Origin of the sequence: Pseudomonas sp. MM227 (assembly GCF_947090715.1) — a bacterium.
Taxonomy (GTDB): Bacteria; Pseudomonadota; Gammaproteobacteria; order Pseudomonadales; family Pseudomonadaceae; genus Aquipseudomonas; species Aquipseudomonas baltica.
Map to the genome: position 1 here is coordinate 1,874,420 of NZ_OX352319.1, position 24,445 is coordinate 1,898,864.

Below are 24,445 nucleotides of genomic sequence, written 5' to 3' on the forward strand. Positions count from 1 at the left end.
TGGAGGCGGAATGCCCGAGAATCTTGCTTCTCACTCCAACGACGAACGAGGTGACCCGACCTTGCCATCCAGATTGAAAATATTTTCATTATCATCTGCCAATCTGATGATAACCGTTCTCAAGTGGGATAGGATGCGCGCCTCGATCGCCTGGGCCGTGCGCATGTCCGTGTCACCCAACTCCAACCCTTTGCTGATGGTCTTTCAGGAGCACTATGCCGACCTGTTGGCCTTTCTGGCGCGGCGCTTGGGGAATGTGGAAAAGGCTGCCGACGTGGCGCAGGACACCTACGTGCGCCTGGCTGGCCTGGCCGACACGGCGCAGATCCTCGAACCCCGCGCTTTCGTCTTCCGCGTGGCCGGCAACCTGGCCATCGACCGCCTGCGCCAGGAACGGCGCTATTGCGCGCTGCAGGTCGATGAGCCCGACGAGGAACCCTGTGATCCCATGGCCTCGCCGGAACGCTCCTTTCTTGCCGCCGAAGCCATCGAGCAACTCGACAAGGCCCTGCAGCGCTTGCCCAGCAATGCCCGTCTGGCGTTGCTGCTCAGTCGCCTCGAAGGCCTTACCCACGCAGAGATCGCCACACGCCTCGGGGTGTCGGAAAGCTCGGTGGGCAAGTACATGGTGCACGCCATGCGTCATTGTCGCGATTGGCTTCGTCAGTCGGAGTGCCCTTAGAATGCACGGTACTGACGTCTATGCGGCAACGACCGCGAGCCCATTATCATGACCGAGCCCACCCATCCGAGTGCTTCTGCCGTCGACCTGGAGGACCAGGCCATCGAGCAGTGGGTGCACCTGACATCGGGCCGAGCCAGCGAGGCGGATCGCAGCGCCTTTGCCCGCTGGCGCGGACAGAGCGCGGACCACGAGGCAGCGGCACGCCTGGCCGAGCGGATCTGGCAGGCACTTCCCCAGACTTGCGCCGCGCAGCGCTTCGTTGTGCCCGCCAAGGTCACGCGCAGGCCGCTGCGCTGGGCGGCGCTGGCAGCCGGGGTGGGCGCCCTGGCCCTGACCGGGTTGAGCGAGCCGGCCAGGGTGTATTTCGCCGACTATGCCACGGCGGTCGGCGAGCGACGGGCGCTGACCCTCGAAGATGGCAGCCAGGTGTGGTTGAACAGCGGCTCGGCTTTATCGGTTCGCTATTCCTCGTCGCGGCGCGAGATCAGCCTGATCAAGGGCGAAGCGCTGTTCCAGGTGAGCAAGGACGCCTCGCGTCCTTTCGTGGTGCAGGCGTCGGGCGGCAGCGTACAGGCCGTGGGCACCCGCTTCGATGTCGATCGGCAGGGTGAACAGGTTCGTGTCGGGGTGACGGAGGGTGAGGTGAAGGTTTCGTCTGGCGGGGCGGTGGTTCCCCTGAGGGCCGCCCAGCGTCTTGAATACGTTGCGGGAACGGCGCCGTCGCCGACCGGCGCTCTGGACCTGGGCAGCGCGTCGGCCTGGCAACGCGGCAAGTTGATCTTCAACCGCCAGCCGTTGGCCGAGGTGTTCGCGGACATTGAACGCTATCTGCCTGGCTCGCTGGTGATCGCGGGCAGCCTGCCGACCACGGCAGTGAGTGGCGTATTCAACCTCGATGACATTCCCGGCATGCTCGACATGCTCGCCCGCACCCAGCCGGTGAGGATCTATCGAATGCCCTGGTTGACCGTAGTGGTGGTGAATCAGACGCGCGCATGAGCCTGGCATAAAGCCTTGGCCGTCGAGGCAAGTGAGGTTTGGCGGGGGAACAGGGCTATCGAGGGGTGGGACGCTAGGGCGCAAGGCCCTAGCAGACAACGGATATCACTTTTTCTTCTTCGCAGGCTTTTCTGCTTTTTCGACCTTGTCAGACTTCTTGGCCTTTTCAGGCTTGCTGTCGGCTTTCTTGGCAGTTTTCTTCGGCTCGGCGTCTTTCTTCTTGTCTTTCTTGTCCTTGTCGGAGGACTTCGAAAGCGCTGAGGCTGCGGCGGATTTCTTTTCCGGTGACGACTTTTTGTCCTTCATTTCCTTGCTGGCTTTCGAAGCATCGCTTTTGGTTTTCTTCTCGTCTTTAGCCACGTTGACCACCTCTGGGGAAAGTGCCGATATTGACACAGTGCCTGTGGGAATATTCACAAGCTGATCATTAGGCGAACGGCTGGAAAAGCAGTTCAACTTTTTTTGCGAAGCGCGCTGCTGCGCCGACGACCTGCCGGCAGCGGTCGGCGCAGTCGGGCTCAGGCGGGTTGAGCCACCACGTTGTTGCTGACATTGCGGCCCAACACCAACACCGTGGCGAACCCTGCGCCAACCAGTGCCGTGGCCAGGCTCAACAGCACCGAGCTGCCCAACCGATCGACGATCTGCCCGCCGAAGAACGACCCCAGGGCAATGATCACCTGAAACAGCGCAACGAACAGGGGCATGCCGCGCTCCACATCCTTGGGCGCGACCACGAACATCCAGATGCTGGCGCAGGCCGGGAAAGCCCCGAAAGCGAAGCCCCACAGGGCTATCAGCATGGCGGCCCCGGTGATACCAGTGGCGAAATGGGGGAACAGGGCGGTGCTGGTGCCGATCATCAGGGCCACCAGCAACAGCGTATTGCGCACGCTGCGATTGGCGGCGAAGCCGGCGAATACATTGCCCAGCACGCCGGCCATGCCGTAGAGCAGCAACAGCGAGCCGATGGTGGACCCATCGAAGCCGGCGCTCTGCTTGAAGAACGGTGCCACGTAGGTGTACGCGGCGAAGTGCGCCAGGCCGATCAGCAATACGGCGATCAAGCCGACCCGCGCCTGTGCATTGGTGAACAGGGCAGGCAGGTCCCTGACCCGAATGGCCCGGTCCGGGTACAGCGGCGGCAGCAGGAAGATCTGCGCCAGCAGTACCGGCACGCCCACCAGCGCGGTGACCAGGAAGGTCATGCGCCAGCCCATCAGGCCACTGAGCCAGGTGCCTACGGGCACGCCCAGTACCGTGGCCAGGGTCACGCCCATCATGATGATCGACGTTGCCTTGGCCACGCCGACGCCCTTGGGCGCCAGTCGACCGCTCAAGGCGATGGCCGTGGCCCAGAAGCCGCCGATGCTGACGCCCAGCAACACGCGGCCGATCAGCAGGACGTTGAAATCGCTGGCGAAGGCCACGATGGTGTTGGCGATGATCATTATCAGCGTCAGGCCGGTCAGCAGGTAGCGACGGTCCATCGCACCGATGCCCACCGACAGCAAGGGCGCAGCAAGCGCAGCCATGATCCCTGGCAGGGTGACCATCAGGCCGGCGCGACCGGCACTGATGCCCAGGTCGCTGGCAACATCGTTGAGCACACCCACGGGCAGAAATTCGCTGGTCACCAGGGCGAAGGCGCCGACGGCGACCGAGAGGATCGCCAGCCACTGTTGCTTGACGCTTTGCGGGGTACGTTCGGAAAGGCCGGGGGCGGCCGAGTGAGGGGTGGGCATGGGCATCGGTTCCAAAGGGGCGTGGCGCCTGCGGGCAGGCGTGAAGAGCGGGGGAATTGGCGGCGATTATAGGGGAGGGTTGCCGCAGCCTGGGAGGCGCGGCGCTTGATAGTGATCATCAGTGAGATCAATGCGCCGCTCCCCCTTGTGGGAGCGGGTCTCTGCCCGCGAAGGGCGCGCCGCGGTCGGCCAGATGCACCGCAGCGCCTTTTCGCGGCCACGGACCGCTCCTACGATGGGTTGGTGTATTTCTTCCCCTGTAGGAGCGGTCATCGACCGCGAAGGGCGCACTGCGGTCTGCCTGATTCACCGCAGCGTCCTTTTCGCGGCCACGGACCGCTCCTACGATGGGTTGGCGTATTTCTCCCCCGTAGGAGCGGTCATCGGCCGCGAAGGGTGCACTGCGGTCTGCCTGATTCACCGCAGCGTCCTTTTCGCGGGCAGAGCCCGCTCAGGGGATTGGGTGGGCAGACGGCTAGCGGCCCTCCCAGCGCCGGAACAATGCACTGGCGTTGACGCCGCCGAAGCCGAAGCCGTTGGACAGGGCGTAGGTTATCGCTGTCTTGCGTGCAGTCGGACCGACCAGATCGAGCCCGGCTGCCGCCTCGTCCGGCGTATGCAGGTTCAGCGTCGGCGGTGCAATTTGATCGCGCAAGGCCAACACGGTAAAGATGGCCTCGATCCCACCAGCGGCGCCCAGCAGGTGGCCGGTGGCCGACTTGGTCGAGGTGATGGCAAGGCCGGCCCGAGTGCCGAACAAGGCGCGAATGGCCGCCAGTTCCCCCTTGTCGCCGACTGGCGTGGACGTCGCGTGGGCATTGATGTGCTGCACATCCTGGGCGTCGATGCCGCCCTGGCGCAGGGCCTGTTCCATGGCTCGGCGGGCTCCGCTGCCATCTTCCGGGCCGGCCGTCAGGTGGTAGGCGTCGGCACTGGTGCCATACCCAACCAGTTCCGCCAGCGGCGTTGCGCCTCGGGCCAATGCGTGTTCGAGCGATTCGACCACCAGCAGGCCCGCACCCTCGGACATCACGAACCCGTCGCGATCCTGGTCGAACGGCCGCGATGCCTCGCTCGGCCGGTCGTTGAAACCCGTGGACAGCGCACGCGCGGCCGCGAAACAGCCCAGGGTGACGCGGTCGATGGCCGCCTCGGTTCCGCCACAGATGGCAATGTCGGCTTCACCGCTGCGGATCAGCCGTGCGGCATCGCCGATCGCCTGCACGCCCGCGGCGCACGCGGTGACCGGAGCACCCAGGGGGCCTTTGAATCCATTGCTGATGGACACGTGCCCGGCCGCCATGTTGGCCAGGAACGATGGCGCCGTGAACGGTGACAACCGTCGAGGTCCGCGCTCGTCGGTCGTGCGCACGGCCCCGGCGAGCGCGCCGAAGCCGCCGACGCCCGAGCCGATGACGGTTGCCGTGCGCTGCTGCTGGGCTTCGCTGGTGGGGTGCCATCTGGCCTGGGACAGCGCCTCATGCGCGGCGACCAGGGCGAACTCGATGAAGCGGTCCATCTTCTTGCGCTCCTTGGCCGGTATCAGCGCCTGCGCATCGTAGCCTGCCACCGGGTCGGCCTCCAGCGTGGGAACCTGTCCGGCCACGGCGACCCCGGTACCTTCACCGATGTGCGCAGGCAAAGGGCTGATGCCCGAAGCGCCCGCCAACAGCCGCCGCCAGACCTCGTAGACGCCGCATCCCAGCGGCGTCACCAGCCCGGTACCGGTGACGACGATACGTTTCTGACCCTGTCGATTGTTCATGGGTGTTTCTCCAAGCCTGTCATTGAATGACGTGTTGAACGGGTATCCGGACGAATGCGGAACCAGATGGAATACATCGCGGGGAGGAATATCAGGGTCATGACCGTCCCGCCGAACGTGCCCCCTATGAGGGTGTAGGCCAAGGTGCCCCAGAACACCGAATGGGTCAGTGGAATGAACGCCAGGATCGCCGCCAGCGCCGTCAGCAGCACCGGCCGGGCGCGCTGCACGGTGGCTTCGACCACGGCGTGGAAGGGCTCCAGGCCGTTCTTCTCATTGAGGTCGATCTGCCCGATCAGAATCAGCGTGTTGCGCATCAGAATGCCAGACAGCGCGATCAGCCCGACCAGGGCATTGATGCCGAACGGCTGGTTGAACAGCAGCAGTGTAGGCACCACGCCGATCAGCCCCAAGGGGGCGGTGAGGAACACCATGGTCATGGCTGACATCGAGCGGGTCTGCAGGATGATGATCAGCAGGGTGATGGCGATCATGATCGGAAACAGCGGCGCCAGTGCCGCGGTGGCCTTGGCCGATTCTTCGATGGAGCCTGCCTGTTCGATGCGGTAGCCGTCGGGAAGCGTGGCGATGATCGGTTGCAGGGCTTTCGTCAGTTGGCTGGAGACATCCGGGGGCTGCAGGTGTTCGGCAATGTCGCCGCGTACGGTCAGGGTAGGCACCCGATCGCGGCGGCGCAGAAGCGGATCTTCCATGCGGACCTCGACAGCACCTATCTGTGACAGCGGGATGCGCTGGCCATTGCCGCCGACGAGAGTGAAGCCGCCGATTTTCGCCGGGTCGAGGCGGATCTCCCCAGCAGCCCGGCCCACCATCTGCACCGAACGAATGTCCTCGCGCACGGCGGTGATCGGTACCCCGGACAACAGGAACTGCAGCTGCTCGGCAACCATAGCGGAACTCAGGCCCATAGCCTGCAGGCGATCCTGATCGAGGACGAAATGCAACGTCGGCACCCGCGGCCCCCAGTCGAGGTTGACGGTGCGCATCATCGTGCTGCCCTGCATGACCGTCTGCACCCTGCCGGCGATTTCACGCAGCACTTGCGGATCCGGCCCCATGACGCGGTAGGCCACCGGGTAGGGCGAGTAGGGCCCGAACACCAGTTGGGTCACCCGCACCCGCGCTTCGGGGGCCAGGCCCCGAGCCACGGCCTCGCGGATCTTCAGCTTGAGGGCCTCGCGCGCCGCCTGGCTGTCGGCCAGCACGACGATCTTGGCGAACGAAGGGTCCGGCAGTTCGGGCGCCATCGCCAGATAGAACCGCGGCGGGCCCTGGCCGATGTAGGCAGTCACGACCTTTGCCGCGTCCTGCTGGCGCAGCCAGGCCTCGATCTTGGCGGTGGCTGCGCTGGTCTGCTCGATGGCCGTGCCATAGGGCATCTGCACTTCGATCAGCACTTCCGGCCGATCCGAGGTGGGGAAGAACTGCTTCTTGACCTGTGCCATACCCACGATCGCCAGGGCGAAAGACAGGAGCACCAAGCCTGCCACCGGCCATTTCCAGCGAATGACCTGGCTTAGGAACCGGCGAAAACGGTTGTAGTGAGGGGTGTCGTAGATCGCTGCATGACCGCCTTCGACGGCCTTGATCGCCGGCAGCAGCTTCACCCCCAGATAGGGGGTGAACACCACTGCCACTACCCAGGATGCGATCAGCGCGATGCCGACGATCCAGAACATGTTGCTGGTGTACTCGCCGGCCGTGGACTGGGCGAAGCCGTTGGGCATGAAGCCGACGGCGGTCACCAGGGTGCCGGCCAGCATGGGCGCCGCGGTGTGGCTCCAGGCATAGGCCGACGCCTCGATGCGGTCGTAGCCTTCCTCCATTTTCACCACCATCATCTCGATGGCGATGATTGCGTCGTCCACCAGCAGCCCCAGTGCCAGGATCAGCGAGCCCAGGGTGATGCGGTCGAAATGCTTGCCGGTGGCTTCCATGACCACGAACACGATCGCCAGGGTCAGCGGCACCGCCGCCGCAACCACCACGCCGACGCGCCAGCCCATGCTCACGAAGCACACCACCATGACCACCAGCAGGGCGACGAAGAACTTGATCATGAACTCGTTCACTGCCGAACCGATGTTCACCGACTGATCGGTGACCTGCGCGAAGGTCATGCCCAAGGGCATCCCGGAGCTGATCCGCGCCGTCTCGCCGGCCAGCGCCTTGCCCAGCTCCAGACCGTTCCAGCCATCACGCATGACCACGCCAAGAAGCAGCGCCGGTTCACCCTGATGGCGCACCATGAACGTGGCCGGGTCTTCGTAGCCGCGCGCAACCGTGGCCACATCGCCCAGCTTGAGCGTGCGCCCGCTGGCGATCACCGGTGTGTCGCGAATGGCATCCAGGCTGTCGAAGGCACCGTCGAGTCGCACCACCACCTGGGGGCCTTGGGTTTCCATGGCGCCTGCGGCGGTCAGCCTGTTCTGTCCGTTCAGGCTGGCGAAGATGTCCTGCGGCGAAACGCCCAGTGTCGCCAGGCGCTCATGGGAAAAGGACACGAAGATCCGCTCGGACTGCTCGCCAATGATATTGACCTTCTTCACCCCGGGTACGTGCAGCAGGCGCTGACGCAGTGATTCGGCTTCACGCACCAGCAGGCGTTGCGGCTCGCCTTGCGCCTTGAGCGCGAACAGGGCGAAGGTGACGTCGGCGAACTCATCGTTGACCATGGGGCCGACCACCCCGGCCGGCAGGCTACTGGCCGCATCGCTGAGTTTTTTGCGTGCCTGGTAGAACTCGTCCTCGACCTGAGCAGGCGGGGTCTTGTCCTGCAGAAACAGGAGGGTGAAGGCCAGGCCCGGTCGGGTGTAGGTTTCGCTGCGCTCGTACCATTTCAACTCCTGCAGACGCTTCTCCAGAGGCTCGGCCACCAGGTCCTGCATCTGCTGCGCGGTCGCGCCGGGCCAGGCCGTGACCACGGTCATCTGCTTTACCGTGAACGGCGGATCCTCGGCGCGGCCCAGCTTGAAGAACGACAGGGTGCCGACGATGGCGATCAGGAAAATCAGGAACAGCGTCACCGACCGCTCGCGCACGGCGAGGGCGGACAGGTTGAAGCGACTGCCGCTCATGGCTGAGACCCGGCCTGGACGCGCAGATCCTGCGGCGCCAGCAGCACTTCCTCGCCCTCATGAAGCAGGTGCGGGCCCAGGGCAACCAACCGCTCACCTGGAAGCACGCCGCGCACCGTGGCTGTGTCATCTCCCAGGCCGACGACCTGGATTGCCCGCCATGCGATCACCGCCGGCGTGCCCGCGACGATCCACACACCTGGCCCGTTGCCTGGGTCGTGAATGGCGGCCATGGGCACGCCCAGGGCGTCGGCTAGCGAAGGCGTCGGGGCAATGGCAAGGGTCACGGTCGAGCCCAGCGGCGCATTGGCCTGTTCGCCGGTCAGCACATAGCGCGCTTCGAAGGTGCGGGTGAGCGGGTCGGCAGCGTCGGCCAGCTGTCGCAGCGTGGCGCTGACGCTGTTGCCGGAACTGCCGAACAGCCTGGCCTGGGCGGTGCTGCCCGGCGCCGGCCGCAGGGTTTCGGGCAGTTGCACGACCGCTTCGCGCAGGCCTGCCTTGGCCAGCTTCACCACAGGTTGTCCGGCGCTCACGACCTGGCCTGGTTCGGCCAGGGTGGCCACGACCACACCGTCGGAATCCGCGGTCAGGGTAGCGTAGCTCGCTTCGTTGCGGCCCACGGCTGCCTGCGCCTGCAGTGCTACCAGATCGGCTCGGGCAGTGTCGGCCGCTGACTTGAAGCGGTCGTAGTTGGCAGCGGAAATGGCGCCGCTGGCAACCAGTTGGCGATTGCGCCGCTCATCGTTCGCAGTCTGCGTGGCCAGCGCCTGGGCGGCGGCCACGGCTTGCTCGCGGGCGTTGGACTGCAGTGCCAGGTCGGCGGGGTCGAGTCGCATCAACCGCTGTCCGCGGCTGACCGACTGGCCAGCATCGACGAAACGCTCCACGACCTTGCCCCCCACTCGAAAGCCCAGGTCGCTTTGCACGCGCGCTGCCACCACCCCGGTAAACGCGCGGTCGACATCCGTTGCATGGCCGGCCTCGATCACCCTTACCAAAGGTGGCTGTGTGCGCGGGTCGACAGTGCTGGGCTGGCCGTCGCAGGCGGTCAGAAACACAGGCAGCAGGCAAATGCCGAGCACTGGAGCGCTAAGCCGAGACATGGGATTCCTTACGCAAGCGGGTTGAAGGAATCCGATTCTGATACTAGTGACCAAATCAGTCAATGGTCACATATCAGGGTGCCAGGCTCCTCAGTATCAAGGCGGGCAGTTGCGCGGCGGCGAGCGAGGCGCTCTCGAGGTTGTATTGCAGCTGCACTGGACTGATGTAGGGCCGCATCACCAGAAAGATCCCATGGCTCGCTTCGTCCAAAGGTGTCTGATGTTCGAACTCGCCGGTTTCTCTGCCTTCGCGCAGGATCTGCTCGATCAGCCCATGCAGGCGTTGGCCGTGTGCCGCCGCCGAGGGCCAGTTGTCCCGCGCCGCGACAGCGGCGATGTCGTAGAGCTTGCGATCATGGAAAAACAGCTCGCTGCCGGCTTCCACCACGGCCTTGAACAGACGCGTCAGCTTGTCGGACGGGCTGCTGGCTGCGCCCATGGCCTGGTCGACCACGGCCATGATCATGGCCAGCCGGCTGGCGCAGATCATTTCGCCGATGGCCTGCTTGGATTCGAAGAACTTGTAGATGTAGGCCTTGGAAAAGCCGATGGCCTTGGCAAGGTCCGATACCGTGGTCTTGTCATAGCCGTAATGGCCGAAGTGGGCCATGGCGGCCTCGACGATCTGATCGCGAACGCTGTGATCGGTTGGGCCCCGGGAGGGGAAAGCGAGGGGCTGGCGGGTCATGGCGGTTGTAGGGCTCGGTAGACTGGGATCTACAGAGAGTGACTGTAACCGCGTCTGGTCACAAGTTCATTTGCGACGCGTCGAGCCTGCGAACGGCCGCTCCCACCCAACGAGCAGCGCCCTCGTAGGCGCGGCCGGTGGCCGCGAAAAGGCCCTGGGCCGGCACGTTGACCTGCGCCCAGGGAAGCGACTGCCGACGGGCCGGCCTGGTTCTAGAAGTCTACGCTGGCCGACAGCTCATAAGTGCGCGGAGCGCCCAGCCCCAGGCTCTGAGTGAGCGGCATCCCCCAGTAATCCTTGTCGGTCAGGTTGCGCACGTTGGCACGCAACGTCACGGGTTTGTTGGAGACGTGCGTGGTGTAACGCGCACCGGCATCGAAGAGGGTGTAGCCGGGGACGGACAGGCTGTTGTCGGCGTTGATGTATTGCTCGGAAACCGCCGTGGCATTGGCGGTCAGCGTCAGGCCTTCAAGCAGGGGGGTGTCCCATTCCATGCCGAGCTTGCCCTGCAGTTTGGGATAACCGGTGGCCTTCTTGCCGTCCGTGGCGCCACCGGCGCTCTTGGTCACTTCCGGGTCGACGTAGGCGACACCGCCCATCAGCCGCACATCCATCATCGGCGAGCCGAAGAAACCCCACTCCACGCCGCGGTTGCGCTGTTCACCGCCGAACGAATAGATATTGGTGGCCGGGTCGGTGTAGGCATTCGGGCGCTTGATCTCGAACACCGCCAGGGTGTGGGTGAAGGTGCCCAGGTCGAGCTTGAGGCCGACTTCCTTCTGCTTGGACTTGAACGGCGCGAACACATCACCGGCGTTGGCGGCGCTCGCAGGCGCCGAGGCACCCTTGCTCAGGCCCTCGATGTAGTTGGCATACAGCGACAGGTTGTCGGTGAGCTTGAACAGGATGGCGCCTGCAGGGGAGGTGGCATGGGTATCGTAATTGGGTCGGTTGCGCGCGCCGGTGACGACGCTGAACGTATCGGTGACCACTTCCTGACGGCGTACACCCGCAGTGACCTGCAGACGATTGTCGAACATCGACAGGGTGTCGGCTATGCCGTAGCTCTTCAGGTCGTTTTCGGTGTGCGAAACCGGCGGCCAGGACTCGGGCGATTTTGCTCCCCAGACAGGGTGGTAGATGTTGGTGGTCACGATTGAATTGGGGACCGCACGAAGACCGAAGTTTTTTTCCTTGTCACTGTATTGGGTAGCGTTCACCGACCACTGGTGATTGATGCCGAACGTATCGAAATGACCACGCAGGCCGACCTCGGCCGAGGTTTTCTCGATTTCGGTTTTCAGCAGCCCCATGGTCGTTCTGAAATCACCCGCCGCATTGATCACGGCCGAGGATATGGCTCCGCTGTACTGGTAATGGGTTTTGCTGGTGCCCACCGCACCGTAGGCCATCACGGCGTCGCTGAGGTCGTACTCGCCGCGCAGGATGACGCCTTTGTCCTTGGTTTCGACGTAGGCCCAGTCAGGGTTGAGCAGCGTTCCCGCTTTCGGCGGCTTGGGAATGCCGACGCCGGCAGCCAGGCCAATGCCGCGGTTCTGACCGTTGACACGATCGTCGGCGTCGAAGAGGTCGACGGACAGCCGGGCGTGCTCGCCGCGCCAGTCCAGCGCCAGCGACGACAGCACGTTGCGCGACGACTGGTCATCGGTGGCGGTGTCGCCGTCACGGTAGACACCGTTGAAGCGCACACCGAATTGGTTGCCCTCGCCGAAGCGTCGACCGATGTCCAGATGCCCACCGAACTGTGCATCCGATTGGTAGGTGCCGGTCAGACGCGTCAGCGGGGTATCGCCAGCGCGTTTTGGAATCAAGTTGACGATGCCGCCCACCGAGCCGCCGGGTGGCATGCCATTGAGCAGCGCCGAGGGGCCCTTGAGCACTTCGATACGCTCGTACATTTCCGGCGATGCCCGGTAGAAAGGCGCCATGCCGTAGAGGCCGTCGACGGTCATGTCGCTGACGCTCACGCCGAAACCGCGGATCGAATAGTTCTCGCCGTAGGTGCCCTTGATACCATTGTTGAACACCGACGGGTCGGTGGCGGCGATCACGTCGGTGATGTCCTTGGCCTGCCTGTCCCGAATGTATTTGTCGGTGTAGCTGATGGTGCTGAAGGGCGTCTCCATGATGTCTTTGTTGCCGAGCAGGCCGACCCGCCCACCGGTTGCCACTTGTCCGCCGGCGTACTCGGGCATCAGGGTGCCAAGCGTGTCCTGGGTGCCTTCGATTGTGGTCTCGGACAGCACCAGGCTGCCTTTGTCGGGCGCTGTGCGAGCTTTCTCAGCCTGCTCCTGCGTCTCGGCGAGGGCGCCCATCGCAACGCCGCTCAGGCCAAACAGCAAAGCCATGTGCACGGCGGTGCAGGTACGGCTCAGGGCGAATGTCGGTGCTGTCGAGACTGGATTCGCGGGTCGCGGGTGACGGTGTGGCAACATGCTGGATTCCTTTCGGTTCGGTAATGAGTGAAGGCTCACTAGGGTTCCGAAACAAAACGAAATGTCCTCAATGGAAAATATTAGCATTCGATAATAATTCTCGTCGCCGTGAGCGACCGTTGCCAAGCAGCCACATTTGCCGCTTCGGATCAGTGTGCGTAGCCCTCCATCACCTCATCAGCCATGCGTGAAAGACACGTCACGCTGGCGGTGCACAGGTACCAGGTGCGGGCGTCGACGAAGATCACCCGGCCCTGGGTCCAAGCCTTGGTCTTGCGCAGCAGGGGGTTGTCCAGGCTGTCCAGGTTCAGCGCCGGGCGTCGTTCCATGACGGCGGTGCGGTCGATGACATAGAGGATGTCCGGGTCGGCCTGCTGAATGAACTCGTTGGAGATCGGCTGGCCGTGCAGCCCGGCTTCGATGTCGCTGCTGGCGGGCTTCACGCCCAAAGTGTCGAAAATGAAGCCGTAGCGCGATTTCACGCCGTATGAGGTGAAGGCGCCATTGTTGTGCAGCACGATCAGCGCTTTCTCGGGACGCCCCTCGGTGACCTTGCGCGTCTGCTCGACCTTGGCATCCATCAGCGCGACCTTTTCCTCGGCCAATGCCGGTTTGTTCAGGATGCGGCCAAGCAGGGTCAGGTGACGCTTTGCGGTTTCGATGAAATTGCCCTGTTTGTTGGTCAGGTCGATGTCGTCGTAGACCGTCGGTGCGATCTGGCTGAGCTCGTCATAGCTGCGCGCCTGCAACGGCGAGATCAGGATCAGGTCGGGCTTGAGCGCGTGCAGGCGCTCGAGGTTGGGTTCGATGGTGGTACCGACATCGGCGATGTTCGGGTCGTCGCGGTACTTGAGCAGAAAGTCGGCGACATAGTCCTTGGCGATGCCCACCACCGGCGCGCCGAGTTGGTCGAGGCTGTCCAGTTCGCTCATGTCGAAGGCCACGACACGTTGCGGCAGCTTGTCGATAGTGGTCGTACCCAGGGCATGCTTCACGGTGATCGGCGTGTAGGCGGTGGTGGCAGGCGCGGCTTGCACGGCAGCGGGTGGGGTGACCCCGGCCGTGGGTTGGTCGCAGCCGTAGAGCGTGCTGATGGCCAATGCCAGCAGGCCACCGGCGACCTTGTGGTGTGGGGTGTTCATATCGGTTGCCTTGATGTCGAGGGGGTTGAAATAGTTGCAGACGAACCCGCGTTCGCTGCGCAGGATTTCGAAATCCAGTTCGTAGAGATCGCGCAGGCATGCTTTGTTGACCACCTGCGCGACCGGGCCCTGGCTGTGCACGGTGCCGTTCTTCATGGCAACGATGTGGTCGGAATAATTGGCGGCAAAATTGATGTCGTGCACGACCAGGATTACCGTGCGCCCCTGTTCGTCGCACAGCCTGCGCAGGGCGCCCATGATCATCACGGCGTGTTTCATGTCGAGGTTGTTGAGCGGCTCGTCCAGCAGCAGATAGTCGGTCTGCTGGGCGATGGTCATGGCCAGGAACGCCAGCTGCCGTTGACCACCGCTCAGTTCGTCGATGTAGCAGCTGCGCAGTGCCTGCAGGGACAGAAAACCGATGGCCTGGTCGATTGCCGCGTGGTCGGCGTCGGTGAGGTTGCCCTGGCTGTAGGGGAAGCGACCGAAGGCGACCAGTTCTTCGACCGTCAGGCGCAGGCTGAATGATTGGGTCTGGCGCAGGGTAGCGACTTGCCTTGCGTAATCGCGCACGGCAATGCGGGCGCTGTCGCGGCCGTTCAGGGTCAAGGTGCCCTGCGACGGCTTCTGCAGGCGGGCAATGAGCATCAGCAGGGTGGTCTTGCCAGCGCCGTTGGGACCTATCAACGAGGTCACCTTGCCGGACGGAAACCGCACGCTGACGTCGTTCAGCACCGGGGTGCTGCCGTAGGATTTGTGCACGTGGCTGAGGGCGATCATGGGCTGCCTCGGGTGCGGATCATCAGCGTGAGGAAGTACACGCCACACACCAGGTTGATGAGAATGCTGACGGAGGTGTTGTAGTTGAACAGCTGCTCGACCAGGTACTGGGCAACGATGAACACGCCGATGGCGACACCGCAGGCGGTCGGCAGGGTGGCGTGGTGGCGCGCGGTGCGGGCCAGGGCGTAGCTGATGTTGGCGACGATCACCCCCATGAAGGCGGTGGGGCCTACCAGGCTGGTGGACACGGCCACCAGCACGGCGATCAGTGCCAGTTGCAGGCGCACGCTGGGTGCGTAGTCGACGCCCAGCGAGACGGCCTGGTCGCGGCCCAGCGCCAGTACATCGAGTACCGGCAAGGTACGGTGCACCAGCAGGCATGCGCCGACGACCAGCACGCCGCCGTAGATCACCTGGTCCAGCCGAGCCCAGTTGAACGAGGCATAGCTGAAGCCCTGCAGGATCGAGAACTCGCCTGGACTGATCTTCAACTGGATGAACTGGGTGAAGGTAGCCATCACCATGCTCAACACCAGCCCCAGCAGCAACAGCAGGTAGACGTTGCTGCGCCCATCGCGGAACAGCCAATGGTGGATCAGCCACGAATAGCCGAGCATCAGCACGATCGACAGCAGCGCGTTGCCGCCCCGGCCGAGCAGTACCAGGCTGTGCGTGCCCAGGCAGAGGATCAACAGGGCCTGGAACAGCAGGTAGATGGACTCGTAACCCATGACCGCCGGAGTCAGGATGCGGTTGCCGACGATCGTCTGGAACATCACCGAGGAGTAGCCGATGCAGACACCGGCGATGACCATGGCGGCCAGACGAATCAGGCGTCGCGGGATCACGTAGGCGAAATCCATTCCCGAGCCCAGCAGCACGAAAGCCACAGCCAATGCCAGTACCGAGAGCCAGAGTCCGTAGCGGGTCGTGTTCGGGCTCATGTGTACTTTCTCAGGAGCACGATCAGGAACACCACGCCGCCGATGCTGCCTGCGGTCAAGCCGATCGGCACCTCGAAGGGGTAGATCAGCAGGCGCCCGATGATGTCGCAGACCAGCAGCAGCGCCGCCCCGCACAGCGCCACGATAGGCAGCGTGCGCTGCAGGTTTTCGCCGCGGTAGAGCGCCACCAGGTTGGGCACCACCAGGCCCACGAAAGGTATCGCCCCCACGGTGATCACCGTCGCCGATACGCACACGGCCACCAGCATCAGGCCCACGGCGGCGTTGGCGGCGTAATTCACCCCCAGGCTGCTGGCCATGCCTTCGCCCATGCCCAGAATGGTGAAGCGCTGGGCGAACAGGTAGGTGAGCAGCACGATCGGCAGAATCAGATAGATGATTTCGTAGTTGCCCTGCACGATCTTGGAAAAGTCGCCGAGCATCCAGCCCTGCATGCTCTGCAGAAGGTTGTGGCGATAGGCGTGGAATTCGGCGAGTGCGCTGAGCACGCTGCCGTACATCAGGCCGACCACGGGTACCAGCACCACGCTCTTGAACTGGATGCGGCGAATGATCGCCACGAAGAGCACGCTGGCAAGAAAGCAGAAGCCCAGGGCGAACAGCATTCTGACCGTGCTGCTCGAGGCCGGAGCAACGGTCAGCGCGACCAGGATTCCCAGCTTGGCTGCATCGAGGCCGCCGCAGGTGGCCGGCTCGACGAAGCGGTTGCGCACGATCTGCTGCAGGATCACCCCGCACATGGCCAGCCCGGCACCGGTCAACACCAGTGCCGCGAGGCGCGGCAGACGGCTGGCGGTGAGGGTCAGCCAGGCATCGCCGGAGAAATTCCACAGCTCGCTCCAGGACACCTCCTTGACCCCCAGCGTCAAGGACAGCCCGCACAGCAGCAGGAATGCAACCGGCCAGCTCGCCGCCCTCACGTAGCCTCCTCGTCCGCCGCTGCCGCGGCCAGCCGCCAACCCTTGGCGGCGCGCCGCTGTGCCAGGAAGCGCGCGTAGGGTCCGGCCTGGCGGCTGAGCTGGGCATGGCTGCCCCGTTCGGCGATGCGCCCACTCTCCAGCACCACGATCTGGTCGGCCATTTCCACCGTCGACAGCTGGTGCGCGATCACCACCAGCGTGCGCTTGCCGCGCAACCGGGCCAGGGTTTGCGCGATGGCTGCCTGGTTTTCGGCATCGAGGGCCGAGGTGGCTTCGTCGATCAGCAGGATCGGCGCATCCTTGAGCAGTGCCCGGGCAATCGCGATGCGCTGGCGCTCGCCGCCGGAAAGCCGTGCGCCGCCTTCGCCGACCTGGGTGTCGAGCCCGTGCGGCAAACGTGCGACGATCTCCAGCACGCCGGCCTGCTCGGCAGCCTGCAGGATCTGCTCGCGACTGGCATCGGCCCTGCCGACGCCGATATTGGCGGCGATGCTGCTCTGGAACAGGTAGGCGTCCTGGAATATCTGACTGGTCTGCGCCGCCAGCCAGGCGCTGGACAGCTGCCGAACGTCCACACCGCCGATCTGTACGCTGCCCTGGCCAACGTCGAAGAAGCGCGCGATCAATCGCACCAGAGTGGTCTTGCCCGATCCTGAGGCGCCGACCACGGCGGTCATGCTTCCCGCCGCGATGTGCAGGTTGATCCCCTGCAGGATCGGCGCCTGGTCGGCGGCGTAGCCGAAGCTCACGTCGTCGAACGCCACGCTGTTGTCGGCAGGCTCCGCCGCTGTCTGCGGCATCGGCAGCGGCTGCACGGCGAACAGCTCATCGACCACGGCCAGTTGTCCGCGCGCGCCGCGCAATACTTCGCTGTAGCTGGCGACCTCCAGCAGCGGGTCGATGAACCGACTGGCCAGCACCAGCGCCACCACCAGCGCTGCCATCGAAGCGGGTGTCGTGCTGCCGCCAGACGAGTGCAACGCCCACCCGGCAGCTGCCAGCAGTGCTGCGAAGCTGGCCTGGACGGCCCAGCTGTTGAGTACCACCGACATGGCCGAGACGTGAATCAGGCGCCGGGCCGACTGCTGCTGGCCGGCAATCGCCTGCTGCACAAACCGTGCGCCACCGTCTTCGCCGTTGAATGCGCGCAGGACCGACTGGGCCTGGGCGAACTCCACCATGCGCCGACTGGCTCGGGCGCTGCTGGCATGGAATCGGGCGTCGCTGCGTTGCCCCATCCGGGCCGTCAGGGTGAACACGGCAAGCAACAGCGGCAGGGTCACCAAGGCGATCAGGGCCATCTGCAGATTCAACCAGAACAGTCCGGCCACCACTGCCAGTGGGGTGATGACGCTGGTGATCAGGGGCGTCAGGACGTGGGCGGGCAGTTGCGCCAGGGCCATCATGCCTTGGGTCGAGACATGGCTCAGACGAGCGGTGTTGTCTGGGTCGAACCAGCCGACCGGCAGTCGCGCGACGTGCTCGCTCAAGCGATGGCGGCCGGTTTGCAGCACGGCCATGCCAAAGCGTACGCCGGCTTTCTCGACCACCCGACGCAGCGCCCAGCACAACCCTGCGCCGACCAGCATCGGGACCAGCCCGCGCGTGGCGGCCGTGATGTCGTGGCCCAGCAACCCGGTGAGCACGGGTATCACGGCGACGATGGTCAGCCCGTTGAGCAGCCCGTACAGCAGGGTCAGCCCCAGGTAGCGATAGAGCACGTCGGCGTCGTTGCCCAGCAGCCGCAGGAAAGTGTTCAGCATGGGCCGTGCTCCGCAAGCTCGGTGTTCGGGTAGTCGCCCGCTTGCCACAGCCGGGCGTACCGGCCGCCAGTGGCGAGCAATTGCGCGTGGGTGCCTTGCTCCTGAATGCTGCCGTGGTCGATCAGGATGATGTGGTCGGCGTGCATCACCGTATCCAGACGGTGGGCGATCACCAGCACGGTGCGGCCTTGGGCGAAGCGTGAAAGGGCCTGCTGGATGTGCACCTCGTTCTCGGCGTCGGCGGCGGCGGTGGCTTCGTCGAGGACCAGCACGGCCGGGTCGAGCAGCATGGCGCGGGCAATGCTGACTCGCTGCAGTTCGCCTCCGGACAGTTGCGCGTCTTCGCCCACCACCGAATCGTAGCCACGGGGCAGGGCGATGATCCGCTCGTGCACGTTGGCCAGGCGCGCTGCCTGCTCGATCTCGTCGAGGCTGGCCGAGGCGCGGCCCAGGGCGATGTTGTCGCGCAGGCTGGCGTGGATCAGGCGCACGTCCTGCAGTACGAAGCCGATATGCCGATACAACTGCGTGCTGTCGATCTGGCGCAGATCGACGCCGCCCAGGGTGATGCGCCCGGTATCCGGGTCGAAGAAGCGCAACAACAGGCGCGCCAGGGTCGACTTGCCAGCGCCGGACGGCCCCACTACGGCCGTGACCGTGCCGGGCCTGAGGGTCAGATCGATGTTGCTCAACACCGGCGTTTCGCCGTCGTAGCTGTAGCTCAGGTTCTGCACCTGCAGTTCGGTTCGTGCCGGCAGGTCGATGGCTGCAGCCGTTGGCCTGGCCAGTTCCGGGGTGGCCAGCAATTGCTGAATGCGCAGGGCCGCGCCCGTTGCGTTGTGCAGGTCATGGGTGATGTAGCTGAGCAGCAGCAAGGGCGCACACAGGGTGGGCGCCACCAGGACGAAGGGCAGCAGGTCGATGGCTTCGATCCAGCCCAGCCAGGTGAACAGCGTGCCGAACGCCAGCACGATGCCGAGCACCACCACCGGGGTGATCAGCGCATGGGCATTGGCCATGGCACTGACCAGGGGGCGGGCGAAATCCTCGAACGCCAGCGCGAAGCCGTCCACGGCCTCACGGTAGTTGGCCTGGGCCTTGCCCTCGATACCGAAGGACTTGACCACGGTGATGCCGTTGACGAACTCGACCACGGCGTTGTTGATGCGCGCCATCCCGGCGCCGAACGCCTGCATGTTGGCGCTGCTTGCCCGGGTCGCCCTGGAAACGAACAGGAAAAACAGCGGAAAGGGCAGCAGCGAGATGACCGCCATGCGCCAGTCCGTGGCGAACAGGTACACCGTGGCGAACGACACCGCCCCCAGCGACCGACCGACCGTGGTGTAGAAATGTGCGGTCAGGCTGTGCAGGGTATCGACGTCATCCTGCATCGCCTGCTTGACCTCGCCCGAGGCCCGCGCGGTGAACCAGCCCAACGGCACCTTGCCCAGCCTGCGGGTAATGGCCAGGCGCAGGTGTGAGGTGATCTGGTTGTCGAGCAGATGGGCGAGCATTTCGCCCAGCGAGACCAGGATCATGCCCAGCATCAGGCAGGCCAGGCTGCCAGCGATGACGGGCCACACGTGCGCAGTCGACTCCAGCGCCCAGACACCGCCGTCGGCAGGGTCCAGCGCCAGGCCGGCGAGGTAGGCGATTGCGGCCAGTGGCAGCAAGGTCAGGGCGGTACCCAGGCCGGCGAGGATGGCCGCCACGATCAAGCGGCCACGAATGGGCCTGAGCAGCTGGGATATCGCGCCTTCGGCGACAGGGGGGTCGGTAGCGGGTGCGGCGGTCATTGAATCTCCGTAAAGAGGGCAGGGCCCTCGGCAAGGTGTGCAGGCTCGGCACAGGTCGTGGATGCACGGTGCTTACCGTGTATTACGAGCGACGGCGAATATTCCTCAATGGCTGCAGCGATCGCTGGCGAAGGGCTGGCAGGCGCGCATGGCGCTGGCGATGTACTTCTCCACGGACGACACCGACACATTGATCTGACTGGCGATTTCGCGATGGCCCATTCCGCTCAGGCGATGCAGGAGCAGGGCCTGGCGGGCCTTGGCCGGCTGCTGGTTGATGACGGCGTCGACCTGGGTCAGTGCTTCGAACGCCAGGGCGCGACTCTCTTCCGATGGCCCCAGTGGCACGTCCTGTTGCCTCAGGCGTTCCAGGTGCCCGGCTTCCAGGCTGCGACGACGGTAGAGGTCGATGAGCATGCCCTTGGCGATCTGCGTGAGGTAGCAGCGACAGTGCTCGGGCGCTGGCACGGCGCCCTTGCGGATGAGGTTGAGGTAGATGTCGTGCGCCAGGTCTGCGGCGTCCGTCGAGTTGCCCAGCTTGCGTCGCAAAAGGCCGCTGAGCCAGCCGTGATGATCTTTGTAGAGCCGCTCCACTTGTTGTCTGAGCGCGAACGATCCGTTGTCCACGATGCCTTTCCCCACCCCATGTCGACGCTGCGATTTTGACGAATGCTAATAAGTATGATTATCATTTGCACGATACGGTGTTTGTTTCGCGAGTGCAAACGCACCGCTCTTCCTCATCGTCTTGCCGCGTTCATGCATCGGCCGCGGCCTTGTTTTTCCTGCCAACCAAGGTGCTTATTTCCATGATGGAAACCCGTCCCGACAACGTATTGCAGACGCCGCTTACGCCCCATGAAGAGCAGGCGTGGCTGCTCCAGCAGCAGTATCCCGAGCAGATCCGCAAGCATTTCTGCGCCTGGTCGCTGGGCTGCGCATTCGATACCCAGCGCCTGGAGTCCGCCCTGAGGGCGGTCATCGATGCACTGCCGGCGCTCAATGCCCGTTATCTGTTCGACGATGAAGGCGAGTTGCGCAAGGTCACGGCCGAGGATTGGCAAGCCTGTGTCGCCGTGCTGCACGTCGATACTCAGGCGCAGGCAGGCGACCTGCTGCTGGCCCGTCAGGCGTCGCCCTGGGACGCCGAAACCCAGGCGCCGCTCGCTGCCCTGGTGATCCAGACCGGGCAGGGCGTGATCCTCGGGTTCGTGCTGCATGAGGTGCTGGACCAGACCTGTCGCGAAGACGACCTGTATCGACTGGTCATGGATGCCTACGACGGTCGTCCCGTGGGCGTGCCGCACCTGCCGTGGCTGATGCGCCAGGCCACCGACAGCCCACCGCTGGCCTCGCCATCGGCCGACCCTCAGGTGGCGACCGATGCCGACGCCATGGGCGCGCTGATCCTCGGCGAGTTCCGCAACACGCTGGCGGAGCCGGGCATGACGCTGGAAGACGACTTCTTCGAATTTGGTGGCCATTCCCTGCTGGCGACGCGAATCATCGGCAAACTTGCAGACAGCCACGGCGTGGAGGTGGACTTCAACGACTTCTTCAGCGCGTCCACGGCGGGCGCGCTGGCACAACGGGCACGTCGTCGCGAACAGCGTGCATTGGCCGCTGCAGTGGCCTCGTCGACACCTGTGCGAACCGCCCCTTTCGCACCGGCGCAGGCGTCGCTCGGGCGTGCGTACGCCGCCTTCGATTTCGGCACGATCTTCAACCTGCCGTTCGCCGTGGCGTTTCGCGAACCGGTCGACGAGGCCGTTTTCGAGCAGGCCTTCCACGATCTGGTCGAGCGCCATGCCAGCCTGCGCACGACCTTTCATTTCGATGAAGGCGAACCCTACCAGCGGCAGGTACCTCTCGAGCGGTTGAGCCAGTACCGCTGGTTCTGGTCCAGCCAGCACAGCGAGGGTGCCAGCCTGGCCAGCGAAGCGGGGCATGTTTTCGACCTGTCCCGCGAGCTGCCGATGCGCGTGCGCTTCCTGCGTGACGGGCAACAGGCGGGGCAAACGCTTTCGCTGCTGGTCCACCACATGGCCATCGACGAGTGGTCGCTCAACGTGATGATGCAGGACCTGAGCCAGGCTTACGCCGCGCGCGCCGCCGACCGGGTGCCGGTCTGGCACGAGCCGGCGCCGGCCTTTCACGAGTACGCCACGCGCGCTCGAATCGCCGGCATCGACCCACGGCACCTGGCCTACTGGACCGACATGCTGGGCGATGCCACGCGCGGCCTGCAGTTGCCTGACCAAGCCGGTGCGGCCGGCGCGCGGGCGAGCGAATCCGGCATCCAGGCACAATGGTTCGAGATCACCCCGAGCCAGGCGCTGACCGATGGCCTGCAGCGGTTTGCCAGGCACAACAATGCTTCCCTGTTCGGCGTGCTGTACACCGCCATTGCCTTGGCCTTGCACAAGGTCGGCGGCCTCGAGGAACTGGTGATCGGTACCTCGGCTTCCGGACGCACCGATCCGGCCTACTACAACACGGTCGGCTACTTCACCACCATGGTCGCCCATCGCGTGCGCTTCGATGCGCAGCAGGCACTGGGGTCTATGGTCGAGACAGTCAGCAGCCTGATCAATGATTCCATGGCCTACGCCGACGTGCCGCTGGAGCAGATCCAGCAGGCATTGGGAATGACGCCTGCGGACGGCCTGCTGTTCGACGTCTACATTCAGATCCACGCCAACAACGCCTTGAATGGCGCGCTGCGTGGGGCCGACGGCGAAGCGATCCGCTATCGGCAGGTCGACCCGGAAAAGAGCCAGTCGATGTTCGGCATGCAGTTCGAAATCATGGAAAACATGTTTGAGGGCCAGCGCTCGTTGCGACTGGTCGTCACCTATCAAACCGCGCGCTACAGCGCCATGCAGATGGACCGGGTCAGCCGCGCGATCGAGCAGGTGTTGACCGCGTTCACGGACAGGGAAGGAGCAAAAGCTTCGGTGGGGCAGTTGAGCATTTAGCGCGACCCCCTGTGGGAGCGGGTCTCTGCCCGCGAAGGGCGCACCGCGGTATGACTGTTCCACCGTGGCGTACTTTTCGCGGGCAGAGCCCGCTCCCACAGGGGATTGGCGCATCCTTCCCCCCTTGTGGGAGCGGGTCTCTGCCCGCGAAGGGCGCATCGCGGTCTGCCTGATTCACCGCGGCGGCCTTTTCGCGGGCAGAGCCCGCTCCCACAAGGGGGCGCGATGGCGCGGTTCAGTCCTGATGCATGCCGTAGCGCTGGAACGACGAGCGTTTCGGCAGTCGGTAGCGAGCACGCCCCAGCAGCTGGTTGACGATGGTGGCGTTGCGCGTCGGGGCGATGCCCAGGTCGGGTGAGCCGACGCCGTGCTGAAAGATTTCCGCGTTCTGGATGAAGATCTTGCCGGCGCCGTCGTCACGGCGGCGCGCGGTGAAATCCGCCTGCACCACGCAGTCACCATAGCTGTCGGTGTCCAGCAGTGTGTCCTTGAGCCGTTCGAACCACTGCGGCCAGGTGTGCCGGTAGCCCGTCGCCGCAACGATGGCGTCCGCTTCGATCGTGCCGGTCTGGTCCAGCTCACGGTGCCGGTAGGCGATACGCAGCGCGCCGTGAACATCCTCCACACGCTGCACCTCGCAGTTCGACAGCAAGGTCAGCCCTGGGTCACGCCCGCCGATGGAGCGCTCGTAGATCAGGTCGTACAAGGCGCCGATGGTCGAAAAACTGATGCCCTTGTACAGCAGCCCTTGCCCGGCAACGACTTCGCGCCGTCGCTCGGGCGCCAGACTATGGAAGTAGTCCATATAGGCAGGGGTGAAGCATTCCTGGCCCAGCTTGGAGTACTCCATCGGATGAAAGCCCGGCGAGCGCGTGATCCAGCGGATCGAGGCGCCTGCCGCGACCCGCGCCGGCGTCAGTTCGCTGAACAGTGCCAGCACGCATTCCGCTGCACTTTGCCCGGAACCGATGACGGTAACCTGACGGCACTCGGCCAGCTCCGCCTGGCGTTTGCCGAACTGCGCCGAGTGCATGATCGGCGCAGTGCTCCTGACCTGTGCCCACTGGGGCAGCAGGGGCTGGGTGCCGATGCCTACGGCCAGGTGTCGGCTGCGGTAATGACGCTTGAATCCCGAGATCGACTGGCTCTGGATCAGGAAGCGCTGGGTGTCGGCGTCATAAGTCACCTCGCAGACTTCCTCGTCAAAACGGCAGGCACCCAGGCGCTGCGCTGCCCAGCGGCAGTAGTGGTCGTATTCCAGCCGAGGTACCTGGAAGTTGTCGTAGTAATAGAACGCGTGCAGCCGATCGTGGTGATGCAGGTAATTGAGGTAGCTCAACGGGTGGGTTGGATCGGCCATGGTCACCAGGTCCGCCAGAAAGGGCACCTGCAAGGTGGTGCCGGGAAGGAGCAGGCCCTCGTGCCAGCGAAACTCGCTTTTGCGTTCCAGGAACAGATGACTCACCTCGGGGTGGCCATCGAGCAGCGCGGCCAGGCCCAGATTGAACGGGCCGATGCCTATGCCCGCAATGTCTATCGTCGTTACATCCGTCATCCCG

17 protein-coding genes and 1 pseudogene are annotated in these 24,445 nt (G+C 64.6%); 3 read left to right on the plus strand and 15 right to left on the minus strand.

The genetic code is table 11. The features are described from left to right. Positions 1-133 precede the first annotated feature (133 nt). A complete protein-coding gene (locus ONG87_RS08605; protein ID WP_244646842.1) occupies positions 134-682 on the plus strand; it encodes a sigma-70 family RNA polymerase sigma factor in 549 nt (182 codons plus the stop codon). 48 nt (positions 683-730) lie between these two features. Beyond that, positions 731-1,684, plus strand: a complete 954-nt coding sequence (locus tag ONG87_RS08610) for a FecR family protein (protein WP_122478577.1) — start codon at positions 731-733, stop codon at positions 1,682-1,684. A gap of 105 nt (positions 1,685-1,789) precedes the next feature. Here the strand turns inward: ONG87_RS08610 and ONG87_RS08615 are convergent, their stop codons facing one another. From ONG87_RS08615 to ONG87_RS08680, 14 genes and pseudogenes are all read right to left on the minus strand, one after another. Beyond that, a complete protein-coding gene (locus tag ONG87_RS08615; RefSeq protein ID WP_163007615.1) occupies positions 1,790-2,053 on the minus strand; it encodes a hypothetical protein in 264 nt (87 codons plus the stop codon). 149 nt (positions 2,054-2,202) lie between these two features. Next, positions 2,203-3,429 carry an MFS transporter gene (locus tag ONG87_RS08620; protein ID WP_122478575.1) on the minus strand — a complete coding sequence of 409 codons (1,227 nt, stop codon included), beginning with the start codon at positions 3,427-3,429 and terminating at the stop codon, positions 2,203-2,205. Between the two features lie 475 nt (positions 3,430-3,904). Further along, complete coding sequence (fabF, locus tag ONG87_RS08625) at positions 3,905-5,194, minus strand: beta-ketoacyl-ACP synthase II (RefSeq protein ID WP_264382659.1); 1,290 nt, start codon at positions 5,192-5,194, stop codon at positions 3,905-3,907. Further along, on the minus strand, positions 5,191-8,292 hold the full coding sequence (locus tag ONG87_RS08630) for an efflux RND transporter permease subunit (RefSeq protein WP_264382660.1): 3,102 nt from the start codon (positions 8,290-8,292) through the stop codon (positions 5,191-5,193). Before ONG87_RS08630 ends, fabF begins: the two co-directional genes overlap by 4 nt. Continuing rightward, positions 8,289-9,395: an efflux RND transporter periplasmic adaptor subunit gene (locus ONG87_RS08635; RefSeq protein ID WP_264382661.1), complete on the minus strand. Its 1,107-nt coding sequence runs from the start codon at positions 9,393-9,395 to the stop codon at positions 8,289-8,291. Before ONG87_RS08635 ends, ONG87_RS08630 begins: the two co-directional genes overlap by 4 nt. 73 nt (positions 9,396-9,468) lie before the next feature. Next, positions 9,469-10,083, minus strand: coding sequence for a TetR/AcrR family transcriptional regulator (locus ONG87_RS08640; RefSeq protein ID WP_192102219.1), 615 nt, complete (start codon positions 10,081-10,083; stop codon positions 9,469-9,471). Positions 10,084-10,295: 212 nt separating this feature from the next. Next, complete coding sequence (locus ONG87_RS08645; RefSeq protein WP_264382662.1) at positions 10,296-12,539, minus strand: TonB-dependent siderophore receptor; 2,244 nt, start codon at positions 12,537-12,539, stop codon at positions 10,296-10,298. Between the two features lie 149 nt (positions 12,540-12,688). Further along, positions 12,689-13,681: a siderophore ABC transporter substrate-binding protein gene (locus ONG87_RS08650; RefSeq protein WP_122478563.1), complete on the minus strand. Its 993-nt coding sequence runs from the start codon at positions 13,679-13,681 to the stop codon at positions 12,689-12,691. A 21-nt stretch (positions 13,682-13,702) separates the two neighbouring features. After that, positions 13,703-14,461, minus strand: a pseudogene (locus ONG87_RS08655) (ABC transporter ATP-binding protein); the annotation flags it as partial. Continuing rightward, positions 14,458-15,408, minus strand: coding sequence for an iron chelate uptake ABC transporter family permease subunit (locus tag ONG87_RS08660; RefSeq protein ID WP_264382663.1), 951 nt, complete (start codon positions 15,406-15,408; stop codon positions 14,458-14,460). The gene ONG87_RS08660 and the pseudogene ONG87_RS08655, both read right to left, overlap by 4 nt. Next, positions 15,405-16,349 (minus strand): ABC transporter permease, encoded by a 945-nt coding sequence (locus tag ONG87_RS08665; RefSeq protein ID WP_264382664.1) that lies wholly within the window; start codon positions 16,347-16,349, stop codon positions 15,405-15,407. Before ONG87_RS08665 ends, ONG87_RS08660 begins: the two co-directional genes overlap by 4 nt. After that, complete coding sequence (locus tag ONG87_RS08670; protein ID WP_264382665.1) at positions 16,346-18,112, minus strand: ABC transporter ATP-binding protein; 1,767 nt, start codon at positions 18,110-18,112, stop codon at positions 16,346-16,348. The genes ONG87_RS08665 and ONG87_RS08670 overlap by 4 nt, the downstream gene beginning before the upstream one ends. Continuing rightward, complete coding sequence (locus ONG87_RS08675) at positions 18,106-19,908, minus strand: ABC transporter ATP-binding protein (protein WP_264382666.1); 1,803 nt, start codon at positions 19,906-19,908, stop codon at positions 18,106-18,108. The genes ONG87_RS08670 and ONG87_RS08675 overlap by 7 nt, the downstream gene beginning before the upstream one ends. 105 nt (positions 19,909-20,013) lie before the next feature. Continuing rightward, complete coding sequence (locus ONG87_RS08680) at positions 20,014-20,535, minus strand: sigma-70 family RNA polymerase sigma factor (RefSeq protein WP_192054377.1); 522 nt, start codon at positions 20,533-20,535, stop codon at positions 20,014-20,016. 182 nt (positions 20,536-20,717) lie between these two features. On the opposite strand from ONG87_RS08680, the gene ONG87_RS08685 reads away from it, so the two are divergent. After that, positions 20,718-22,886 (plus strand): condensation domain-containing protein, encoded by a 2,169-nt coding sequence (locus tag ONG87_RS08685; protein ID WP_264382667.1) that lies wholly within the window; start codon positions 20,718-20,720, stop codon positions 22,884-22,886. A 235-nt stretch (positions 22,887-23,121) separates the two neighbouring features. On the opposite strand, the gene basC is transcribed toward ONG87_RS08685, so the two are convergent. After that, positions 23,122-24,441 (minus strand): putative histamine N-monooxygenase, encoded by a 1,320-nt coding sequence (gene basC / locus ONG87_RS08690; protein ID WP_264382668.1) that lies wholly within the window; start codon positions 24,439-24,441, stop codon positions 23,122-23,124. Positions 24,442-24,445: the final 4 nt, after the last annotated feature.